Annotated in this window: 19 protein-coding genes and 2 other annotated features; all 19 genes read right to left on the bottom strand. The window is 32.6% G+C overall.

Annotated elements, in window-relative coordinates; translation table 11 throughout:
* Positions 1-192: 192 nt before the first annotated feature.
* Positions 193-1,536, bottom strand: a complete 1,344-nt coding sequence (locus tag DFR78_RS10420) for a sodium:alanine symporter family protein (protein ID WP_114458780.1) — start codon at positions 1,534-1,536, stop codon at positions 193-195.
* A gap of 527 nt (positions 1,537-2,063) precedes the next feature.
* Positions 2,064-2,552 carry a hypothetical protein gene (locus DFR78_RS10415; protein WP_233487049.1) on the bottom strand — a complete coding sequence of 163 codons (489 nt, stop codon included), beginning with the start codon at positions 2,550-2,552 and terminating at the stop codon, positions 2,064-2,066.
* Between the two features lie 407 nt (positions 2,553-2,959).
* The gene (locus DFR78_RS10410; protein WP_114458778.1) at positions 2,960-4,150 is read right to left on the bottom strand and encodes an aminotransferase class I/II-fold pyridoxal phosphate-dependent enzyme; all 1,191 of its coding nucleotides are present in this window, start codon (positions 4,148-4,150) and stop codon (positions 2,960-2,962) included.
* Positions 4,151-4,266: 116 nt separating this feature from the next.
* On the bottom strand, positions 4,267-5,064 hold the full coding sequence (locus DFR78_RS10405; RefSeq protein WP_114458777.1) for a QueT transporter family protein: 798 nt from the start codon (positions 5,062-5,064) through the stop codon (positions 4,267-4,269).
* A gap of 96 nt (positions 5,065-5,160) precedes the next feature.
* Positions 5,161-5,928 (bottom strand): S-methyl-5'-thioinosine phosphorylase, encoded by a 768-nt coding sequence (locus tag DFR78_RS10400; RefSeq protein WP_114458776.1) that lies wholly within the window; start codon positions 5,926-5,928, stop codon positions 5,161-5,163.
* A 31-nt stretch (positions 5,929-5,959) separates the two neighbouring features.
* Positions 5,960-6,718 carry an energy-coupling factor transporter transmembrane protein EcfT gene (locus tag DFR78_RS10395; protein ID WP_114458775.1) on the bottom strand — a complete coding sequence of 253 codons (759 nt, stop codon included), beginning with the start codon at positions 6,716-6,718 and terminating at the stop codon, positions 5,960-5,962.
* A 1-nt stretch (position 6,719) separates the two neighbouring features.
* Positions 6,720-8,435 (bottom strand): energy-coupling factor ABC transporter ATP-binding protein, encoded by a 1,716-nt coding sequence (locus DFR78_RS10390; RefSeq protein WP_114458782.1) that lies wholly within the window; start codon positions 8,433-8,435, stop codon positions 6,720-6,722.
* Positions 8,436-8,670: 235 nt separating this feature from the next.
* Positions 8,671-9,405 (bottom strand): amino acid ABC transporter ATP-binding protein, encoded by a 735-nt coding sequence (locus DFR78_RS10385; protein WP_114458774.1) that lies wholly within the window; start codon positions 9,403-9,405, stop codon positions 8,671-8,673.
* Positions 9,402-10,079 carry an amino acid ABC transporter permease gene (locus tag DFR78_RS10380; protein WP_114458773.1) on the bottom strand — a complete coding sequence of 226 codons (678 nt, stop codon included), beginning with the start codon at positions 10,077-10,079 and terminating at the stop codon, positions 9,402-9,404. Before DFR78_RS10380 ends, DFR78_RS10385 begins: the two co-directional genes overlap by 4 nt.
* A 10-nt stretch (positions 10,080-10,089) precedes the next feature.
* Positions 10,090-11,388 (bottom strand): nickel-dependent lactate racemase, encoded by a 1,299-nt coding sequence (larA, locus tag DFR78_RS10375; protein ID WP_233487048.1) that lies wholly within the window; start codon positions 11,386-11,388, stop codon positions 10,090-10,092.
* 2 nt (positions 11,389-11,390) lie between these two features.
* Positions 11,391-12,563: an aminotransferase class I/II-fold pyridoxal phosphate-dependent enzyme gene (locus tag DFR78_RS10370; protein WP_158531763.1), complete on the bottom strand. Its 1,173-nt coding sequence runs from the start codon at positions 12,561-12,563 to the stop codon at positions 11,391-11,393.
* Positions 12,564-12,789: 226 nt separating this feature from the next.
* Positions 12,790-13,602: a transporter substrate-binding domain-containing protein gene (locus DFR78_RS10365; protein ID WP_114458771.1), complete on the bottom strand. Its 813-nt coding sequence runs from the start codon at positions 13,600-13,602 to the stop codon at positions 12,790-12,792.
* A 70-nt stretch (positions 13,603-13,672) separates the two neighbouring features.
* Positions 13,673-13,884 (bottom strand) — a binding site (T-box leader).
* Between the two features lie 145 nt (positions 13,885-14,029).
* Positions 14,030-14,241: a binding site (T-box leader), on the bottom strand.
* A 134-nt stretch (positions 14,242-14,375) separates the two neighbouring features.
* Positions 14,376-15,383, bottom strand: a complete 1,008-nt coding sequence (locus tag DFR78_RS10360; RefSeq protein ID WP_114458770.1) for a peptidylprolyl isomerase — start codon at positions 15,381-15,383, stop codon at positions 14,376-14,378.
* A 442-nt stretch (positions 15,384-15,825) separates the two neighbouring features.
* Positions 15,826-16,365 carry a peptide-methionine (S)-S-oxide reductase MsrA gene (msrA, locus tag DFR78_RS10355; protein ID WP_114458769.1) on the bottom strand — a complete coding sequence of 180 codons (540 nt, stop codon included), beginning with the start codon at positions 16,363-16,365 and terminating at the stop codon, positions 15,826-15,828.
* A 256-nt stretch (positions 16,366-16,621) separates the two neighbouring features.
* The gene (locus DFR78_RS10350) at positions 16,622-18,022 is read right to left on the bottom strand and encodes a PTS fructose transporter subunit IIC (RefSeq protein WP_114458768.1); all 1,401 of its coding nucleotides are present in this window, start codon (positions 18,020-18,022) and stop codon (positions 16,622-16,624) included.
* 46 nt (positions 18,023-18,068) lie between these two features.
* Positions 18,069-18,518, bottom strand: a complete 450-nt coding sequence (locus tag DFR78_RS10345; protein ID WP_114458767.1) for a PTS sugar transporter subunit IIA — start codon at positions 18,516-18,518, stop codon at positions 18,069-18,071.
* Between the two features lie 21 nt (positions 18,519-18,539).
* Positions 18,540-19,472 (bottom strand): 1-phosphofructokinase family hexose kinase, encoded by a 933-nt coding sequence (locus DFR78_RS10340; protein WP_114458766.1) that lies wholly within the window; start codon positions 19,470-19,472, stop codon positions 18,540-18,542.
* A gap of 13 nt (positions 19,473-19,485) precedes the next feature.
* Positions 19,486-20,265, bottom strand: a complete 780-nt coding sequence (locus tag DFR78_RS10335; protein ID WP_114458765.1) for a DeoR/GlpR family DNA-binding transcription regulator — start codon at positions 20,263-20,265, stop codon at positions 19,486-19,488.
* Positions 20,266-20,730: 465 nt separating this feature from the next.
* Positions 20,731-21,366 carry an MBL fold metallo-hydrolase gene (locus DFR78_RS10330; RefSeq protein ID WP_114458764.1) on the bottom strand — a complete coding sequence of 212 codons (636 nt, stop codon included), beginning with the start codon at positions 21,364-21,366 and terminating at the stop codon, positions 20,731-20,733.
* Positions 21,367-21,677: the final 311 nt, after the last annotated feature.

Raw genomic sequence — 21,677 nt, 5'->3', positions numbered from 1 at the left:
TGTGCCCATAGTTATCTAAATTGATCTCCAGCCAGGCTGGCCTGATATTATTAAACTTATCCTGATAATTCATAATTACATCTCCCAGACATATTTACCAGATTTAATTATATCTATCTGAAGAATTTATTATCTTCAGATAGATATATAAGTAATTTCACATTCAGTTATTATCTGAAATATTATTTAAGATTAATTATTTTGAAAATATTTTTTCGTTTCTTTAAACACAACAGGACTTAATATTAAAATCGCAATTAAGTTAGGAATAATCATTAGACCATTCATTGTATCAGCTAAAGCCCAAATAGCTTCTAAGTTTCCAACTGCACCTACAAATACAAATATAACGAATAAATATCTATAGACTTTAATTGATTTTGAACCAAGTATATATTCTATCGATTTTTCTCCATAATAGCTCCAGGTCAGAATTGTAGAAAAAGCAAAAAATATTAAACCAAATGCAACTATATAACCACCTGGCCCTGGAAGTCCTTTGTTAAAAGCCAGAGTAGTCAGTTCAGCGCCAGTTTCTCCTACAGACCATACACCACTCATAATAATAACCAGAGCAGTCATTGTACAGACGATAATTGTATCAATAAAACCACCTAACATACCAACAATACCCTGGCGAACAGGTTCATCTGTTGTAGTTGCCGCATGAGCTATAGCAGCACTACCGAGTCCTGCTTCATTAGAAAATACTCCTCTTGCAACTCCAAAACGTACTACCTGTGATAAAGTTGCTCCGGTAAATCCACCAACTGCCGCATGACCACTAAAGGCGCTTTTGAATATCAGAGAAAATGCTGGACCCAAACTGCTGATATTAACAACAATAATCCAGATAGAACCTAAAACATAAATCACTGCCATCAGAGGAACCAATTTTTCTGTAACTTCAGCAATTCTTTCAATCCCACCTACTATAACAACATATGTTAATACAGCTAAAACCACACCGGTAACCCAGTAAGGTATTCCAACTGACTGTCCCAGTGCTCTTGCAACTGAATTTGATTGAACAGTATTTCCAATGCCGAAAGTAGCTAAAGCTGCAAAAATTGCAAAAGCTACACCAAGCCAGTTCCAGCTTTTACTCAGTCCATTTTTGATGTAATACATGGGACCACCTGCAAACTGACCGGTATCTTTTTTCTCCCTATATTTTACCGCCAGCACTGCCTCACTGTATTTTATTGCCATTCCAAAAAATGCAGTAATCCACATCCAGACTACTGCTCCAGGTCCTCCCATAAATATAGCAGTTGCAACTCCTGCAATATTACCTGTACCAATTGTTGCGGCTAAAGAAGTCATTAAGGCCTGAAATGGTGTTATATCTCCTTCACCTTTCTGTTTTTCTTTATCAATTCCGGAAAACAGCATTTTAAAAGCATAAAATAATTTGCGAATTGTTACTCCTTTTAAACCAAAGGTTAAATAGACACCAGTACCCAATAATAGAAATAGCATAAAAGGTCCCCAGACAAAATTACTTACTGCCGCATTGATCTTAAAAAATCCCATCTTTCCCCTCCATTTTAGTTTTTTTAGAATGAATTCTTATTATTTCTTGATTAAACTTATAAAATGAGTCTTGAATAAAATTCTAGATCAGACTCCTCTTATTATTTAATTTTTGCTTCCTCTAAATCCCTCCATTTTATTTATTTTTACATTGTAGAATATTTAAATATTTCAGACAATAACTGTTATTAGTATAGTTTTTAAAAAACAATAAGTCAAGTCTTTTGACAAAATAAAACAAAATTTTCACAAATTTCTTTTTTAAACTCTATTATTAGCCCTTTCACAGGATAAAATATATCTTTTTTAACACCTCACATGAAAAAACTCCCTGCTTAAATAGCAGAAAGTTTATTTCTAAATAAATAAAAACTTCTTTTACTAATTATTAAAAAGCAGTTCAGCAAGGAAAAATGCTTTATTTTCGTCAAAGCTTAAGCCCTTTTTACACAGTGATGACAGTAGGGAGCTGTTTTACATTAATATTATATGACAGTATTAAAAATCTTTTTGCTCTCTGTAAGTTTTTAGTAATACTTAAATTTGATATCTGAATCAAGATACCTTAGATATCTTTTCTTTTTATCTCGAAGATCATGACTGACAAAGAAAAACAGAGAAAATGCTTCCCAGAGAAAAACCCATCCCCCTACAAAAACTCCCTGCATAAGCATATCAAGCCAGAGATTAAAGTCAGAGTTTTTTAATATCAATGTTGGAAAAAGAAAGATTAGTCCCATAAAAATATATATTAATGATTTTTTGTTATTTATCTTTAAATCTCTGTTAATTAAATGAAGATCCATCCTAAAATTATTTTTTATTGTTGCTCTAGAATCTTTTTCTTTTTTTATATTTTTTTCTTCTTCCGGCATATAAAAACACAGTTCTACTTTATTTTTAATCGGCAGCTCCCAGCTCGCCCTCTCCAGATAATCGGCAAGTTCTGGATTTAGTTCTTTTCTATCCAGAGCAGATCCATCCCAGCTGTTAAAGAGATCATCATATTTATTCAAAGATAGTTCAATAATATAAGCACTTTTGTGTATATCAGTATGATATATATACCGTAATTGATAGGAATCTAAATTAATAAAACCACCACCACCTTCAGCTATTTAAAAAGCAATTCCATATAATAATTATTATTTTCCAGTCTGTTAATTAAAATAACAAAAAATTAAATCAATCTCAAATCCAGACTGCAGATTGGTGTAGCCTTTTATTTTATTGTTCAACTATCTATGATTGCACTGCAAAAAGTCGATTTTGGTCATTTTAACAATTTGACACTCCTGCCATAATAAGGATTATAAAATTCAAAATTGCTAATTAAGACATTTTGCAGTGTAACCATCTATTACTGTTTAAGAAGATGAATTTCCAATCCAAGTAAAATATCTCTAAATTGGAATTATTTTAATTATATTTGCGAAAGTGCATTATCCAGGTCATCAATAATATCCTGATAATGTTCTAGTCCAATTGAAATTCTGATCATACTTTTTGTCAGTCCAAACTGGGCCAGCTTTTCTTCAGGATAACCTCGATGGGTCATAGCTGCTGGAAGTTCTATTAATGTTTCACAGTCTCCGAGAGAAACAGCCAGCTGAGCCAGTTCAACAGAATTAATAAATTTTTTGGCATTTTCAAAACTGCCGTCAATTTCAAAGCTGATCATTGCTCCAAAACCATCCATCTGCTTTTTGGCAGTTTCATGTCCAGCAAAATCTTCAAGCCCTGGATAATAAACTTCTTTAACTTTTTTGTGCCCGAGCAAAAATTCTGCAGTTTTCTGAGCATTTTTTTCGTGTTCTCTCATTCTTAAAGCAAGTGTTTTTAATCCTCTAAGCATTAACCAGGCATTACTGGGACTTAAAACACCTCCAAATTCACACATATAGTCAAATTTTAACCGCTGAATATAATCTGCATCTTTAGAAACAGCAACACCACCCAGTGAATCACCATGACCACAGATATATTTTGTAGCACTATGTACAACCACATCTACTCCCAGAGTAAGTGGGCGCTGAAAATAAGGTGTGGCAAAAGTATTATCAACAACTATCTTAACATCCTTTTCTTTTGCAATTTTTGCAACTTTTTCAATATCTATAATCATCAAATTGGGATTGGAAGGTGTTTCAAAATATATTACCTTTGTGTTTTCATCTATTAGATCATAAAGCTTGTCTGTTCTGCTCAGATCAGCAATTTTGCAGTCCACACTGTATTCCGGCAGAAGTTTTGTTGCCACATTATAGCTGGAACCATAAAGTGTTTTATTTACTATTACATTATCCCCCGGTTTTGTTAAAGAAAACAGTACAGAACTTATTGCCGCCATTCCGGAAGAAAACGCTACTGCTCCATTTCCTTTTTCCAGTTCAGTCATTCTTTTTTCAAACAATCTCAGAGTAGGATTATTACCTCTTGTATAAACATAATCATCACTTTCAAATGACATCACTTTTTCCACATGTTCTAAATCATCGAAAACAAATGTGCTTGTCTGATAAATTGGAGGATTTAAAGCATTATTTGCATTCTTACCTTCTGCTCCTCCATGAATAGTTAGCGTCTGAAAATCCAGGTCCTTATTTTTCATCATTAAACCTCTTTCCTGTTTGCTATAATAAAAATATTCCTATCTTACTCAAAAAATCAATTTTATTTCTATTCCTCTATTGCTTAATATTAAATATGCAGCTAACTGGTGCTGAATGTTTACTGCATAAAACTGCCAATAAAGGTTGCCGCAACACCAATACCTGCCACTAAGATAACACTTGTACCTTCTCCAGCCTGACCGGTAAAACTGAATAGTTCCTGTCCTGCTGCTCCTGCTGCAACTGCCAGACCGCCCAGAAGACCAAACATTACTCCCAAATACATAATAATAGATCCCATTCTTGCCGCTGCTCCGGTTTTAGGCATATCTTCTGGAGGAAGTATATCTGTCCACATTAAATCCCATTTTTTGATTCTGGGATAAAGTACAATAAGAAGTGGTATTCCAAGTACTATAGAAGGAATAGAATTATTGAGAGTGATAATTGCACCAAGAGCTGCAAAAGGTACCATACCTAGTAATTCAAGTCCCCAGCCAATAATTAAAGCACAGCCTAAAGCACCTCCAAGAGCTGCAACTATAAATGTCCATATTTTCCTTCCAGATTTAAGATCAGGTTCTCTATCATTTTTATTTACAAGACCCATATTATCCCATACCTTATACGGAATATATGCGAACATAAAGTTACCAACAAAGCCAAAAATACTTCCTATACCGAGTGATCCAAAAAAATCTCCTATTAAGTTTCCAATCGCAGATCCCCAGGCTCCGGCTGGACCGAACAATAATCCCATCACAACAGGTAATGCACTTGCAGGTCTGACTTCTGTAATACCTGGAATTAATACTATAGATTTAAACGGAATTAATAAAGCTGCATATAGTCCAGCACAGAGTGCAACAAGCACAACCATCTTGGTCGATTTCCACATACTAAATACTTCTTTCATTAAAAACTCCCCCTTGTAAAATAGCATATTTAATTTATTAAATTCTGATCTTTTTGATTGGTAATAAAGTAACCAAATTAATTTACACTCAGAAATTTAAACATTGATAGCAGCTTCAGTACATCTGCAGTGTTTCTGATCAAGTCCCTCTTGAAAAATATTTAGAATTACTTCTATAATCTTTTCTTTATTATCTGCCAGTGAATTTTTTATTTCATGTTCTGAAACTTCTGATTTCATACCTGTACACCAGTTAGTTATTACTGCAACTGAAGAATAGCAGATCCCCAATTCCTTGGCCAGCACAACTTCTGGAACCCCTGTCATTCCAACAACATCTCCACCCAGTTTCTGAAACATTCTTATTTCGGCAGCTGTTTCAAATCGCGGTCCTTCTGTACAAACATAGACACCACTTCCGGCAATTTGCAGCTCCTTCTCTTCTGCTTTATCATAAAATTCACTTCTAAGATTGCTGCAGTAAGGATCACTCATATCAAAATGTTTTACAGGCATATCTTCTCCTTCAAAAAAGGTAAGCTGCCTTCCTTTAGTAAAATCCAGAAAATCATTAACCACTACTATATCTCCCGGCCCATACTTTTCATTACAGGAACCGACTGCTGCAGTTGCATAAACATAACGTACACCAAGTTTCTGAAGGGCCTTCATATTAGCCTTATAATTTATCTGATGTGGTGGTTTAGAGTGATCTTTTCCATGTCTGGCCAGAAATACTATTTTTTCACCGCCAAATTCAATAATATCTACTTCTGCATCTCCATATTCTGTTCTTACAGCTTTGCTCTCATTTTTATCACTTAAATCATATACTCCTGTTCCACCTATAACTGCTTTTTCCAAATAACTCACCCCTGTTATATATAAATAAACTTTAAAAATCAAATGTCAGCTTTACATAAATCGATACAGCTACCAAAATAAATGTTATTATCATAAATATATAATCTCTCTTATCATAGCTTAACTGAAGGTAATTAGTTCTCTCCGAATCATATCCAAAACCCTTAGATTCTAATGCCATTGAAAAGACATTGGTCCCTCTTATAACAGAAACAAAGGTCGGAATAATAAGTGGTACATATTTTTTTATTTTTTCAAAAATAGATCCAGAATCAAGATCAAGCCCACGCGAACGCTGTGCCTGAGTAATAGTATAGCTAGTTCCAACAATCATCGGTACAAGCCTAATTGCCGTAGAAAAAGCAAATGCTCCTCTGTATGGAATTTTTAGTTTTACCAGGCCAAGTGAAATACCCTCAATAGTTGTAGAGCTCAAAAATATCATCCCTGCTATTATCATTACATTAAATTTAACTGCAACAGTCAGCCCATAAATAAATCCTTCTAAAGTTATCGGGCCAAGTAGTTTAGTCTCACCACCTCCTACAATCGACCAGATTAAAATAGACATAAGTGCAATCATAAACAATATGACTCTAATTCTTTTGAGATTGGCCAGAACTTTTCCGGAATAACCATAAAAAAGTACTAATGCTGCCAGAGCTAAAAGTACAGGAAGAGAATTAAATAGTAGTGCAATTGTAAATGTCCCAAACATAACAAATATTTTTGTTCTAGGATCAAGGTTATGTACAAAAGTGTCTTTATCCATATATAAGAACATATCCATATTATCTTCCTCCCTCTGTACAGCTGATCATTTCTTCAACAGATAAAAATGTTTTACCCATTTTATTACTCATACTTACTATATGTGGTGTTTTAAGATATGACTTCATGAGTTCTTCTTCTCTCTTAAATACATCTCTTATACCACCATACATACTTAGCTTACCTTCATTTATAACTGCAACACGATGTGCATATTCGGAAACAACCCACATAGTATGTGTTATCATTACAATAGTATGACCCTGTTCATTTAATTTTTTAATTAAATCCATCATCTGTTTCTGCTCACTGTAATCAAGACCAGTTGTTGGTTCATCCAGTATAATAACTTTTGGCCTTGCCGATAAAATAGAAGCAACTGCAATTCTCTGCCTCTCTCCTTTAGTTAAAGAAAATGGATCTTCTTCTTCATATCCCAGCATATCAACAGATTCCAGTGCTTCTTTAACTCTCAAATCAATTTCTTCTTCAGATACACCCCTTATTTTAGGGCTGAAAGCAACTTCTTCATAAACTGTATCAGCAAATATCTGATGATCCGGATTTTGAAATGCATAGGCAATTTTTTTCCCTATTTCAAAAATACTTGAATCAACAGTCTCTTTACCACTAATTTTTACACTTCCTTCTGTCGGTTCAAGAAGAGCATTGAAATGTTTTACAAGCGTTGTTTTCCCACTCCCATTATGACCTAAAACAGCAAGAAATTCTCCATCTCTAATATCAAGATCAATACCTTTTAATGCTTCTGTTCCATCAGAATATGTGTGGTGAAGATTTTTTACTTCTATTAATTTTTCACCATAGCTGTCACTTCTCTGCTTTTCTTTTTCTAAAATCTGATTGTATTTTTCTTCATTTATTTCTAAATTGAGCTCATTAAAAGTCTGCAGTCCTTCTTCCGGTCTAAGTGGAAGTTCATCCTGAGAAAGATTCGAAATACGAGAAAAATATTTTGGAATCTGCAGAGACATAATTCCAATCTCATCAATAAAATCTACTTCTTTTAAAACATCTTCTGGCTTTCCGTCTCGGAGAATTTCACCTTCATCCATTATTAAAAGTCTGTCACCATTTAAAGCCTCTTCTGTTTCATGTTCAATAATTATCAATGTTAGGTCACTTTGTTCATGTAATTCTTCTGCTATATTAAAGATACCCAGCTTACCAAGTGGATCAAGATCGGTTGTTGGTTCATCCATACATATTATATCAGGTTCAAAAGATAATACTGATCCAATTGCCAGCCTCTGTTTCTGTCCTCCAGAAAGTGTAGACGGCTGCCTATTTTCCAGTCCTTCCAGTTTTACTGTTTTTAATACTTTTTTTATTCTTTCTTTTATTTTTTCTCTCGGAAATTTAAAATTTTCCGGGCCAAATGCAATTTCCAGTTCCAAATTTGTAGAAAAAAGCTGTGCTTCAAAATCCTGAAACACAAGTCCTATTTCTTTTGCCATTATACTAACTTTATTATCACTGGTATCTTTTTCATTTACAATAACTTTGCCTGAAAATTCTCCCCGTTTAAAATGTGGAATCAGGCCATTTAAACAGTTGGCAAGTGTTGATTTACCGGCCCCGCTTGGGCCCATAATAACAACAAATTGACCTCTATCAATATTTAAATTAATATTATTTAATGCTGATTCTTTTTCCTGATCTTTATATTTAAATTTAAGATCTTTAATCTCCACAGCACGAGATTTTTTCTCTATCAAAATTTTCAGCCTCCCTTAAATTTTTTCAGTAATTACCCCTTTTTAAACTTGTCAGACATCACTTATATTAAAAAGTGTATCATTTTTTGAATTTTATGTCAATATTACGTACCAGGTACAAATTCGCATATTAGTACCAGGTACAAATGAAATATTTCACATAACTTATATATAAATAAAAAATTGCCCGGTCGAGGGCAACTTATTATAATGAATTCTTTAACTATCTTAATTAAAACAAATTTATAACCCTCTCCAAAAAATCCTGTGCTCGCGGATGCTGGGGATTGTTAAAAATTTGTTCTGGTGGTCCCTGTTCGATCAATTTACCTTCATCCATAATTATTACTCTATCTGCTACTTCTTTTGCAAAACTCATTTCATGTGTAACAATAACCATTGTCATTCCTTCAGAAGCAAGATCTTTCATAACTTTTAAAACATCTCCAACCATTTCTGGATCCAGTGCAGAAGTTGGTTCATCAAATAACATCACATCTGGAGACATAGCCAGTGCTCTTGCAATAGCAATTCTCTGCTTCTGACCTCCAGAAAGCTGTGCCGGATAGCTTTTTTCTTTTTCCATCAGTCCAACTTTATCCAGCAAATCTTTGGCTACTTTTTCTGCTTCCTCTGTATTCATATTTTTTAATTTAATTGGTGCCAGAGTTATATTTTCCATGACATTCATATGATTAAAAAGATTAAACTGCTGAAATACCATGCCCATTTTCTGCCGCAGTTTATTTATATCATGATGTTCATCATCCATTATTGAAATACCTTCAAAAATAATATCTCCACTTGAAGGCTCTTCAAGTCTATTAAGACATCTAAGGAGAGTACTTTTCCCAGATCCACTTGGTCCAATTACAACAACAACTTCCCCCTTTTCTACAGTAAGATCAATATCTTTAAGCACATGTAAATCACCAAATTTTTTGTTCAATTTTTTTATTTCTATCAATCTGTACTCAACCTCCTTTCTAAATAACCAACAGCTTTAGACAGGGTAAATGTCAGTACAAAATATATTAAGGCAGCAACAATTAAAGGCTCAAAAGGTTTATAAGTATTTCCCCTAACTGTATCTGCATTATACATAAGATCATGAATACCAATAATAGAAACAATAGCTGATTCCTTAATCACAACGATAAATTCATTACCAAGTGCAGGCAGTATATTTTTAAAAGCTTGTGGCAGTATTATTTTTTGCATAGACATTCCATACGGCATACCAAGTGATCTAGCTGCTTCCATCTGTCCTTTGTCAACAGCCTGAATACCTGCTCTAAAAATCTCAGCAACATATGCACCACTATTAATAGACATGGCAATAACACCGGCCATAAAATCTCCCACATTTTGTCCAAAAAGTGGAAAGTCAGGAAATTCAATTCCGAACATGGGTAAACCATAATAGATAATAAACAACTGTACAAGCAGTGGTGTCCCTCTAATAAATTCAATATAAGCTGATGCAAATGCTTTTAATATTTTATTGCTTGATATTTTGAACATTGCAAGAAAAACACCAATAAATATACCAAATAAAACTGAAAAAAATGCCAGCATTACTGTAATCTGAGTTCCATTAATGAAAAACTTATAATAATCTGCTAAAAATGAAAAATCCAATCTAATCCTCCTAACTTTCTACAACAGGAAGTGTATTTGCTGCATCTGGCATCACATAAATATTTTCTAAATAATGTGGCCACTTTTCAACTTCTGCCAGCGCCTCTTCCAGTGTGTTTACCAAAATAATATCTGTTTTATCAATATATTTTTCTTCAAGATCACTTATTAGTATAAATTTTATATTTTCTATAGTCTTTGTAATTAAATAACCTGTATATCTGGAAATGCTAAATTTTTTGCGCAAAAAATCTTCTCTTAAAAAATTATTTTCGTATTTCTGCATAATTTCTTCAACTTCTGGATGTCCAATTCCTTCCCTACATTCTGCCATAAGTATAACACAGCCATTATTTTTTACTGCAGCTGCTGCATTTACAAGAGCTTTAGAAGCCTGATAGAGATTAATATCTTTAGGAAATCCACCACAGGATGCTATTACAAGATCTGCCTTTTTATTAATTTTTATACCAAACATATCAGAAATAAGTTTGCATCCTTTTTTATGGGCCTTTTTATAATCTCCGGCTACTGCTGCCGCAATACCACCTTTCCCATCTGGTATAACATTAAAAATAAAATCAGGTGGAATCATTTCTGCAGCCTCCATCATATCTAAATGGACAGGGTTATTATCAAAATTTCCACTTCTTACATCATCTTTTATACCACCAACTTTTCTGCTGTTTAAAGTAAGAGAATGGTTTGACATAATTGTTTCATAACCTGCTATTCCTGGAAGAATAGATTTCCTTCCACCTGCCCAACCGGCCATATCATGAAAAACAATTCCACCTGTTAATATTAACTTATCTGCATCCACAGCAGCTTTATTTATATAAACAGGTGTGCCAAAAGATGTTTTTCCTAAAAATTTTAAATTATCTTTATCATAACAGTTATGGTCAACAAATTTAATTTTTCCTGCAGTATTTTTCCCCAGAAGCCGGTCTATCTCCTCATTTGTATGAGATCTGTGAGAACCTGTCGCCGCCAGAATAGTAATATCTTCAAGTTCAACTCCACCTGCAGTTATTTCGTCTATAATATAAGGAAGAAATTTATCGATTTTCTGCCAGGATCTTGTTATATCCGAAATTACAATAGTTACTTTATCATCTTTATTAACAATTTCAGAAAGTTTTTTGCTTCCATCAGGGTTACTGAGCGCGGATTTAACAATATCCTTCATTAATTTATTATCATCTTTACTGTAGTTATCAGCCTGAATAATTTTTTTAATTTTATTTCCCTTACAAGAAAATATTTTTTCTTTATCACCATACTTTAATTTAATATTCTGCAGCAAAATTATTCAACCCCTATCTGTTCCTGTATAAATTTATTTATCCTATCAAATGCTTTTTCTAGTTCTTTTATTTCCAGGGTACAGGCAACCCGAACAAACTCACCTTCAGAATCACCAAAATCCCTACCTGGCAGTACAAGTACTGATTTATTTTTTAACAGCTTTAAAGCAAAATCATCAGCAGACAATCCGCTTTTTTTGATATTAATGTAAAGATAAAAAGCACCTTCAGGTTCTGCAGCAGATAGATATGGATTTTCTTTAACTTTTTTCCAGACATATTCCACTCTTTCTTTAAAAGTTATTATTATCTCATCTTTTATCTGTTTTTCCTGCCTTAAAGCAGATAAAGCAGCCCGCTGTGAAATAGAAGGAGCAGAATAACATACACCTTCATTTATCTCCTGCATTATATCCAGAATATCAGGCTGAGCTATAACAAACCCAACTCTCCAACCTGTCATAGCAAATATTTTGGAAAAACTATTTAAAATTACTATTCTTTCTTTCTGCTGCTGAAAATTTATCAATGAATAAAATTTATTATTATAATCAAATGCCTCATATACTTCATCTGAAAAAACCAGCAGATCATATTTTTCTGCCAGCTCAACAATCTGCTTAAGAATCATTTTATTTTGTATTACTCCTGTAGGATTGTGTGGAGAATTTATTAATATTACCTTAGTTTTATCACTGATAAGCTCTTCAAGTTTTTCTGGATCTATTTGAAAATTATCTTCCATTTTTGTTTTCAGAAAAACTGCTTTTCCTCCTGCAAGCTCAACCTGACCTTTATATGGTGTAAAATATGGAGAAGGTATAATTACCTCTTCTCCCGAATTCAAAACTGCTGCCAGGGCCAGAAAAGTCCCATGGCAGGCACCTACTGTCACCATCATTTCATTGAGAGTCAGTTCAGCATCATAATTGCACATGTAATACCTAATAATTTCCTGACGAAGTTCCTTATCTCCGCGCGGATGAGCATATCTGGTATAACCTGCTTCTGCATCTCTGGCTGCTTCTTTAATTACAGATTTTGCTGTAATTATATCTGGATCCCCCAAACTTAAATCTATAATATTATCTTTAGATTCTTTTAAATCTGCTGCAGCTGCAATAAATGAATCTGTTTTATTTTGATATTTTTCGTTTAAAAATCTATTAAACAATTTAATCACCACTCATATAATAAACTTTTAAGAAGTTTCTCCAGTTAAAAATTATGGGAGACCACTTAGATGGTTACACTGCAAAAAGTATTAAATAAAATTTAGACTTATATAATCCCTATCATACCAAACTTCTAAAATTGACATGATATCAAAATCAACTTTTCGCAGTGCACCCTTATATACTTAAATATTATTAATTAAATAACTCTTCTGTTATAATTTATTAATTGCTTTCTGCCAGTTTTGTAGCTTCTGCAATAAATTCAGCAATCTTACCTTCTTCAATTAATCTATCAAGAGTACTATTAATTGCAGCAAGCAAATCAGGATTTCCCTGCTGAACAGCAATAGCTACTCCATCTTCTTTACCAAAAGAAACATCTGCAACCTCAAGATCTTCATTTGCATCAGCATAAGCAGCCGCAACAGGTTTAACCAGTACTACTCCATCTATTTTATCATTTTTAAGCTCCAGCACAAGATCAGTAATTTTACTTAACAGCTTGGTTTCTGAAGCTTCTATTCTTTCGGTTGCAATTTTCTCCTGTACTGTTGCTTTCTGTGCACCAATCTTCAATCCCTTTAAATCTTCAATAGTTTTATATTCACTGCCTTTACCAGCTTTAGTTAAAAATTTCTGTTCTGCCTGATAATAAGGCTGTGAAAAATCAACACTTTTGGCTCTTTCCTCTGTCGGAACCATACCTGCAACAATAAAATCTATATTTCCTGCCTGTAATGCTGCCAGAAGTCCATCAAATTTCATATCTTTAATTTCCAGTTCAACACCCATATCTTTTGCAATCTCTTTTGCAATTTCAATATCAAAACCAACAATATGATCTTCTCCATCAATCTGCTTGTGAAATTCATATGGTGGATAATCAGCTGCAGTTCCCAGAACTATTTTCCCCTCTTCTTTTATCTTTTCTAATTTTGTCATTTCTTCTTCCTGGCTGCTGCACCCACTTAGAATTAAACCCAAACTTAAAATCACCACTACAACTACTACTAAATTCTTTTTGTTTTTAAGCATTTTTTTCCTCCTTGATTTTTAAAATTAATGAATTTTGTCATCCCTAAACCAACAAATCCTCATCTCTTTTAACAGAGACGAGGTTACCCGTGCTACCACTCTAATTGGCAGATTGATATCATAACTGCCCACTCAAAACTTTAACACTGTTCAGTGTCTTTACCTACTTAATTCAGCAAAGCTCCTCCAGGGTGCGCTTCAATTTATCTTTAATACCGGACTCACACCAACTCCGGCTCGCTTAATTAAAAATAAATTTACTCTCCCCTTCTCAGGATTTGATTATCAATTTTTCAGCCTTATTACCCCTGTAAAATAATTAAATTTTTGTACCATAAATAAACTCTTCTTAAATTTTTCCTTAAGATATACACTGTTCTATGATAATACAGCCTTTATTATAAATAAAAAAATCCCGCTCTCCAAAAACAGAGACGAGACTTCCCGTGTTACCACTCTAATTGGCAGATTGATATCATAACTGCCCACTCAAAACTTTAACACTGTTCAGTGTCTTTACCTACTTAATTCAGCAAAGCTCCTCCAGGGTGCGCTTCAATTTATCTTTAATACCGGACTCACACCAACTCCAGCTCGCTTAATTAAAAATAAATTTACTCTCCCCTTCTCAGGATTTGATTATCAATTTTTTATAATTATACACATTGTTATCTTAAAATGCAAGTATAATTTAAAAATAAAAATATTCTGACAATAATCATAAAGCAAAAGCCCCATACAAAATGGGGTTTTTACACTCAATTATTCTATTATTAAATCATGATCTCTACATCAGCTTCTTCTCTCAATTTATCGAGGAATTCACCCCATTTTTTATTTTTCTTTTGATTTAGAAGTTCTTTTTTAAGATCATCTTTAACCTTATTAAATTCTTCAATATATGATTCTTTTACATCAGTAACTTTTATAATATGAAATCCAGATTGGCTTTCAACAACACCACTCATTTCACCCTTATCAAGCTGCATAACAGCTTCCATAAATGCTGGATCCATACCTCTCTGATTTGCTACCAGATAACCAAGATTTCCACCTTTTTCTGCTGAACTATCAGTAGAATGTTTTTTTGCCATTTCTTCAAAATCAGCACCATTTTTCAGCTGTGCAAGAATATCTTCTGCTTTTTCCTTTTCATCAACAAGTATATGCTTAACTTTTTTCTGTTTAGAAACTCTAAAGTTCTCTTTATTATTATTGTAATATTCTTGAGCTTCGTCATCTGTTACAGTTACATCTGAAATAACATCTTCTCTCAGCTGTCTTACTAAAATACCCATTTTATTTCTACTAAAAAATTCATTTTTATAGTCTTCCACTGAGTCATAATCCTTTTTTATATCAGTAGTCAATTCTTCCAATGTTTTATCATTTTCAGACATTAAAGCATCAAGCTGTTTCTGAAAAATTTCATCTTTTTTTTCATCATTGAGGGTCATTCCTCTTTTTTGTGTTTCCTGAACAACCAATTCACTCATAATGAGCTGATTTAATTTCATTTTTCTATAATCTTCAATTAGCTGATTTCCAGCCTCACTCTGAATTAAAAATCCTGTAAATTCCTGATTTATTCTCAACATTTTCATAAGTAAAGGTTCTATTCCAGTAAAGTTCTTCAGCTGCTGCATTGTTATCTTTTCTCCATTAACTGTAGCAGCTATTTTTTCTTTCTGTTCTTTTTGAGTATTCTGTGCCATAACTGTTACAGATAATAGCATAATTAACACTAATGTTATTACAATAAAACTTTTCTTAAATCGCATAAATTTACACACTCCTGTAGTTTAATAAGTATTTTGCTTTAACCAGCTGCACTGTTTATTATATCATATAGATTTAATTTCGCAAACTGCAATATTTACTGGACTTTCCCCATTTTTTATATACTGCTGCAAAAAGGGGAGATGCAGGAATATTGAAATTTTTAGTCAATGAATCTTAACGAAATGAAGGAAGAAATAGGGTTGAACTACAGGATGGAGTGAGCTAATCATGAGTCAGGAGGACTCATTGATTAGTGTGCCCTATTTCACACCCGAATTGAGTTTTAGATAAATCTAAAAATTTCGTTGATGACTAAAGCCCCCTTTTTGCAGCTTGAAAATAAATTTTGGGGAAACTCCTGGCAATATTTAAGGAGTTTCTCAAACTCTATGTGTATCAATGCTTCCACCTGATAAAAAGCCTCAACCCCTTAATTCCCTGTCAAGCTAATTTATCTTTAAATTTCTGTCTGAATTTCGACAGTTTAGGATTAATAACCACCTGACAGTAACTCTGAAAAGAATTCTTTTCATAATAATTATGGTGATATTGTTCTGCCGGATAAAATATTTCAAATTCATTTATTTCTGTCACAATTGGATCAGACCAGATTTCTTCTTTTTCAATTTCAGAAATAATTCTTTCTGTTATATTTTTCTGTTCCAAATTATGATAAAATACTGCTGAACGATACTGTGAACCTATATCAGCACCCTGCCTGTTTAGCGTAGTAGGATTATGAACACTAAAAAACACCTCTAAAAGTTCTTTAAATTCTATTTCCTGAGGATTATATTTTATCTGTACAGCCTCTGCATGTCCTGTATTACCAGAACTTACTTCTTTATATGTTGGAAATTCTTTTTCACCACCAGTATAACCTGGAGTTACTTTTTTAACACCTTTTAGACTTTTAAATATTGGTTCTAAACACCAAAAACAACCACCAGCTAGTGTTGCTAATTCAGTATTATTAAACATTATAATCACCTCAAAAGGATTATAATTGATTTTTTTGATTTTTTCTGTAAGCTGTTTTTCATTTTAAGAATTTATTATCAGGATAACTGCAGTGTATATCATCAAAAGAAATAATAAACATTTTTAAACTTCCTAAATTTTTATTTTAAGAAGTTTATTGATAAAAAATATATATTATATCAAAAAAAGGGAGGAATTTTATTCTCTCCCAAATGTATTTACATTATAATACCTTAAATTAGAATATATTTATTTTTTAATCTACAAGTTGAGGCTTCAATAGTCTCAGCATAATAGCTGTAATAATAACTCCAGCTGCTATAGCTAAAACATAAAAACCAAGATTTGTTACCACATTAGGAATTGGAAGCACAAAAATACCACCATGTGGAGCTTTTAGAGAAGCTCCAAAAAGCATTGACAGTGCTCCAGTTACTGCAGATCCTGTCATGATAGAAGGAATTACCCGCAGTGGATCTGCTGCTGCAAAAGGAATAGCTCCCTCAGTTATAAAAGAAATTCCCATTACCCAGGCAGCCTTACCTGCTTCAATCTCTTGCTGAGTAAATCTCTTTTTAAATAATAATGTTGCAAGAGCAAGACCCAGTGGAGGTGTCATTCCTGCAGCCATTATAGCTGCCATCGGTTCATATATTTGTGAACCCAGCAGCCCAACTCCGAAAGTATATGCAGCTTTATTAACAGGACCTCCCATATCAAATGCCATCATTGCACCAAGTATTAAACCAAGAATAACTGCATTACTTCCACTCATACCCTGAAGCCAGCCTTCCAATCCTGTCATAATTGCTTCTACTGGAGGTCCAATAAGATAAATCATCAAAAGACCAACGGTTAAACTGGATAAAAGCGGAAGTACAAGAACAGGCATTAATCCCTGCAGACTTTTGGGGAGTTTTATTACATTTTTAAGCCACTGTGTTAAATATCCGGCCATAAAACCAGCAATAATACCACCAAGAAAACCTGATCCTAAACTGTTTGCCAGCATACCACCTATCATACCAGGAGCTATACCAGGTCTATCAGCTATAGAATATGCAATATAACCGGCTAAAATTGGAACCATTAAAGCAAATGCTGTTCCACCACCTATCTGCATAAGTGCGGCAGCAAGTGTTCCCTCCTGCTCAGCTGCATTTATTCCAAATACAAAGGAGAGTGCTATTGATAAACCTCCAGCAACAACAAAGGGAAGCATAAAGGATACACCTGTCATTAAATGTTTATATGCCCCTCTTCTTTCAGTTTTTCTTTTGCTTTTTTCTTCACTCACTTTATTATACAAATCTGAATTGTCTTCCTCAATTTTCTTATCTTTATTTTCTTCTGCACCTTTTAGTGCTCGCTTGATAAGTGATTCTGCATCATCTATTGCATCACCAACAGAAACATTTACAACGTATTTTCCAGAAAATCTATCCATCTCAACATTCGTATCAGCGGCAATTATAACAGCATCTGCTTCAGAAATATCTTTTTCGCTTAATTCATTTTCTACACCTACTGAACCTTGAGTTTCAACCTTTATCTCAACATTATCCATCTTTTTGGCAGCTTCAATTAATGATTCAGCAGCCATATATGTGTGTGCAATACCAGTTGGACAGGACGTAGTTGCAACAATTTTTTTCATAAATAATAACCCCCTTATGTCTTATATAATAACTTTAATAAAATTTTTAATTATTTTCTAAAATATCCAGAATATCTTCTGGGCTTTTTGCTTCCATAAGACTTTCTCTAAAATCATCATGAACCAGTTTTCTAGATAACTGTGCCAGAAGTTTTAAATGCTGATCATGCGATTCTTCTGGAACAACAATTAAAAAAAATAAATAGGTTGGTTTTTCATCCATCGATCCATAATCAATTCCATCTTTTGACCTGCCAAAAGCAACTGTCGGTTTTTTTACAGCAGAACTTTTAACATGTGGAATAGCTACACCCTTACCTACACCTGTAGTTCCTTTAGCTTCTCTATCTAATGCCTTTTTATACACCTCTTCACTATCAGTAATTAAATCATTATCTGCCACAATATTTATCAATTCTTTAATTACTTCATTTTTTTTACTGCTCTCTAGATTCATTTTAATAAGACTAGTATTTATAAATTCCTTTACCTCCATTTTAAAAACTCCTCTCTAATTTTATTTAAGCTTTTCCACCTTTATTTTGCTTATTGTATCTTCAATATTTTTTTCGCTTATTTCAGAAATTTTTCCTTTTTCTACAAAAGTTGTTGCAAGTGCCGAAGAATAGATTCCCATATCTTTTAAGCTAACTTCTTCTCTAATTTTTTTTGCCAGACCTGCTACCATAGTATCTCCTGCTCCTATAGTTGTCTGCTCAACTTTTACAGCTGGTGTATAAAACCTGTAGGCTTCTTCTTCTGAAGCTATATATGACCCATTACTTCCAAGTGATACCATAATGATTTTTATCCCTTTATTTAATATATATTTTGAAGCTTCTAATAAATCAATATTATTTTCTATTTCACTCCCTGTTAAATTTTTCAATTCTTCTAAATTTGGTTTAATTAAATATGGCTTTTCTTTAATTCCTGCTGCTAAAGGCCTTCCTGAACTATCAAAAATAACTTTACTATTATTATCATTTGCAATTTTTATTAATTCTGCATAAGTATTCTCATCAGCTCCATCTGGTAAGCTACCTGATAAAATTAAAACTTTATTTTTTTTAAGATATTTTTTTAAATTATTTTTAAATGATTCCAGATCTTCTGGATCAATTTGACCATTTTCATTTATTTCTGTTTCTCTATTTTTATTTTTCTCTTTAATTTTTAAATTTTGCCTTGTATTGTGTTCAGACCAGATAAAATCTGCTCTAACTCTATTTTTTTCGAGTATACTATTAATTAAACTTCCATTATTTCCTCCAACTATTCCAAGTGCTATAGATTCTTCCTCCAATTTAGTGAGCACTTCTGCTACATTAATACCTTTTCCTCCTGCCAGATCATGTACTTCTTTAACCCTATTTAAACTGCCTAATTTTAATTCATCAATAATAATTACGCGATCCATAGCAGGGTTTAAAGTAACTGTTAAAATCATTGACTCCACCTCCTTACTTATGTATTGTATCTTTTGTTTTAATAACTTCTACTCCCAGTTTATTTAATATTTTTTCTTTTTTTTCATCAATGATATCCGAAATTATAAAATCTAAATCTTCAGTTTTTATAAACCTACTGAAATATACTTCTCCCCATTTTGAACTATCAAAAACTAGATATTTTTCCTGTGCTGAATCTAAAGCTATACTTTTTATTTTACTTTCATTTATATCTGGAGTTGTTCCACCATCTTTTATTGTAAATCCATTGCTGCCTATAAAAGCTTTATCTACTCTGATATTTTTGAGAAAACTTTCTGCCATAGGTCCTATCATTGCTTCTGTCTTCCATTTAAAATTGCCTCCAACTACAACAAGTTCACAGTTCAATTTTAATTCATTTATTCTATTAACTATATGTAGTGCATGGGTAACAATAGTTATTTTTTCTTTTTTAGTCAAAAATTCTATTATCTGTCTTGTAGTTGTACCTGCATCTAAAAAAATAGTGTCCCCTGGTTGAATTATTTCCGCTGCTTTTTTCCCAATTGAAATTTTTTCATTTATAAATTTATCTTCTTTTTCTTTAAAAGAAGGTTCTAATCTACTGCTCCCACTTAAAATTGCCCCACCATGAGTTCTTCTCAAAAATCCTTCTTTTTCAAGACTTGTTAAATCTCTTCTAATTGTTGCACATGAAACATCAAATTTATTGCTGAGTTCTTTAACACTTGCTCTTTTTTCTTTCTGCAGCATATTAACTATTTTCCTCTTTCTTTCTTCTGCAAACATTAAAAACCCTCATTTCTATTGTTCTATTGTTTATTTATTTTCAGTATTACTGTTTATTTATTTTTATTTATGCTTGTTTTTGCTTAATTATAATTATATATTATTCGTTTGTGATTGTCAAATGAATTTTCAAAATATTTTTGATTATTTTAGTCTTATAGTTTGATATTATAATTCTTAGACTCTTAAAAAATACTTCTAAAAATAGAGTTGTCTAATTGATTTTTAAAGATAAGAACAAAATATCCTTATGTCCCTTCGGACTGACCCTCCCTAAATTTGTAGGATACTGATCTAAATTATATAAAAATTCAGGAGGTGCCCAAAATGGGAAAAAAGAAATTGCTAATGATGTCGGGAATTATGAATCCATAAATTTTATTCATAACAAAACATCTGGTATAATTTTCGAGACATTAAAAAATCCCATCCTAAGATAAAACTTAGAATGGGAAATAAATTAAATTATTTTACATAATCAAGAACAACTAACTTTTTATTTTTTACATCTGATAAATTAAATTCAGCACTATCGATAAACTGAACATCTTCTTTATTAAATTTATTTGTAAAATCTTCGACGCCAGTGATTGGAAAATCGAGCTCTGCTGTTTTATAATGCATTGGGATTACTATCTCTGGATCAATTTTTTTAGTTATTTCATAAGCCTGATCAGCATCAATAGTATAATATCCTCCCACAGGTATCAACAAAACATCACAAGTTTTAAGTTTATTTAAATCTTCATTGTTTAAAGGATGGCCAATGTCCCCCATGTGGCAGACAGTTTTATCTGCAAATTCAATTATAAAAATTAAACTTTCTCCTCTATCTTTGCCTTCATTATCATCATGATATGTCTCAACTGCTTTTATAGATACTTTATCATTTTTGAAACCAGATTTTTTATCAACAATTTCAAAATCCCCATCAACCCTATCGACCGCATTGTGATCAAAATGTTGATGACTTACAGTTACAATATCAGGCTTATCTGTCATTTTTTTGTAAGGCAAACTATCATCATATGGATCAGTAAGAATTTTAATACCATCATTTTCAATTAAAAAACAGGAATGTCCCCACCATTTGATCTTCATAATATCCCTCCTATTTTATATTTCAATACAATACAAAGAACCAAGAAAAAAATAATTTTAAAGTAATATTTAATTACTTTAAAATTAGGCACTATTCATTCGTGAGGGCAAGCCCGTCAGGTTTTATAGTACCTAACTTCTATAAATTATATTATTATTATACAATATTAATTATACAATATCAAAAAAGTTATAGACAATTTAAGACAATTTGTTAAATAATATTAAATAAAAAAAGACCAATAAAGGTCTTAAAATAAAAATGGCTCCCCGAGCAAGACTCGAACTTGCGACTCGATGGTTAACAGCCA

The organism is Halanaerobium sp. MA284_MarDTE_T2 (assembly GCF_003337245.1).
Taxonomy (GTDB): domain Bacteria; phylum Bacillota; class Halanaerobiia; order Halanaerobiales; family Halanaerobiaceae; genus QPJE01.
This window is presented reverse-complemented; position numbering and strand designations above follow the sequence as displayed.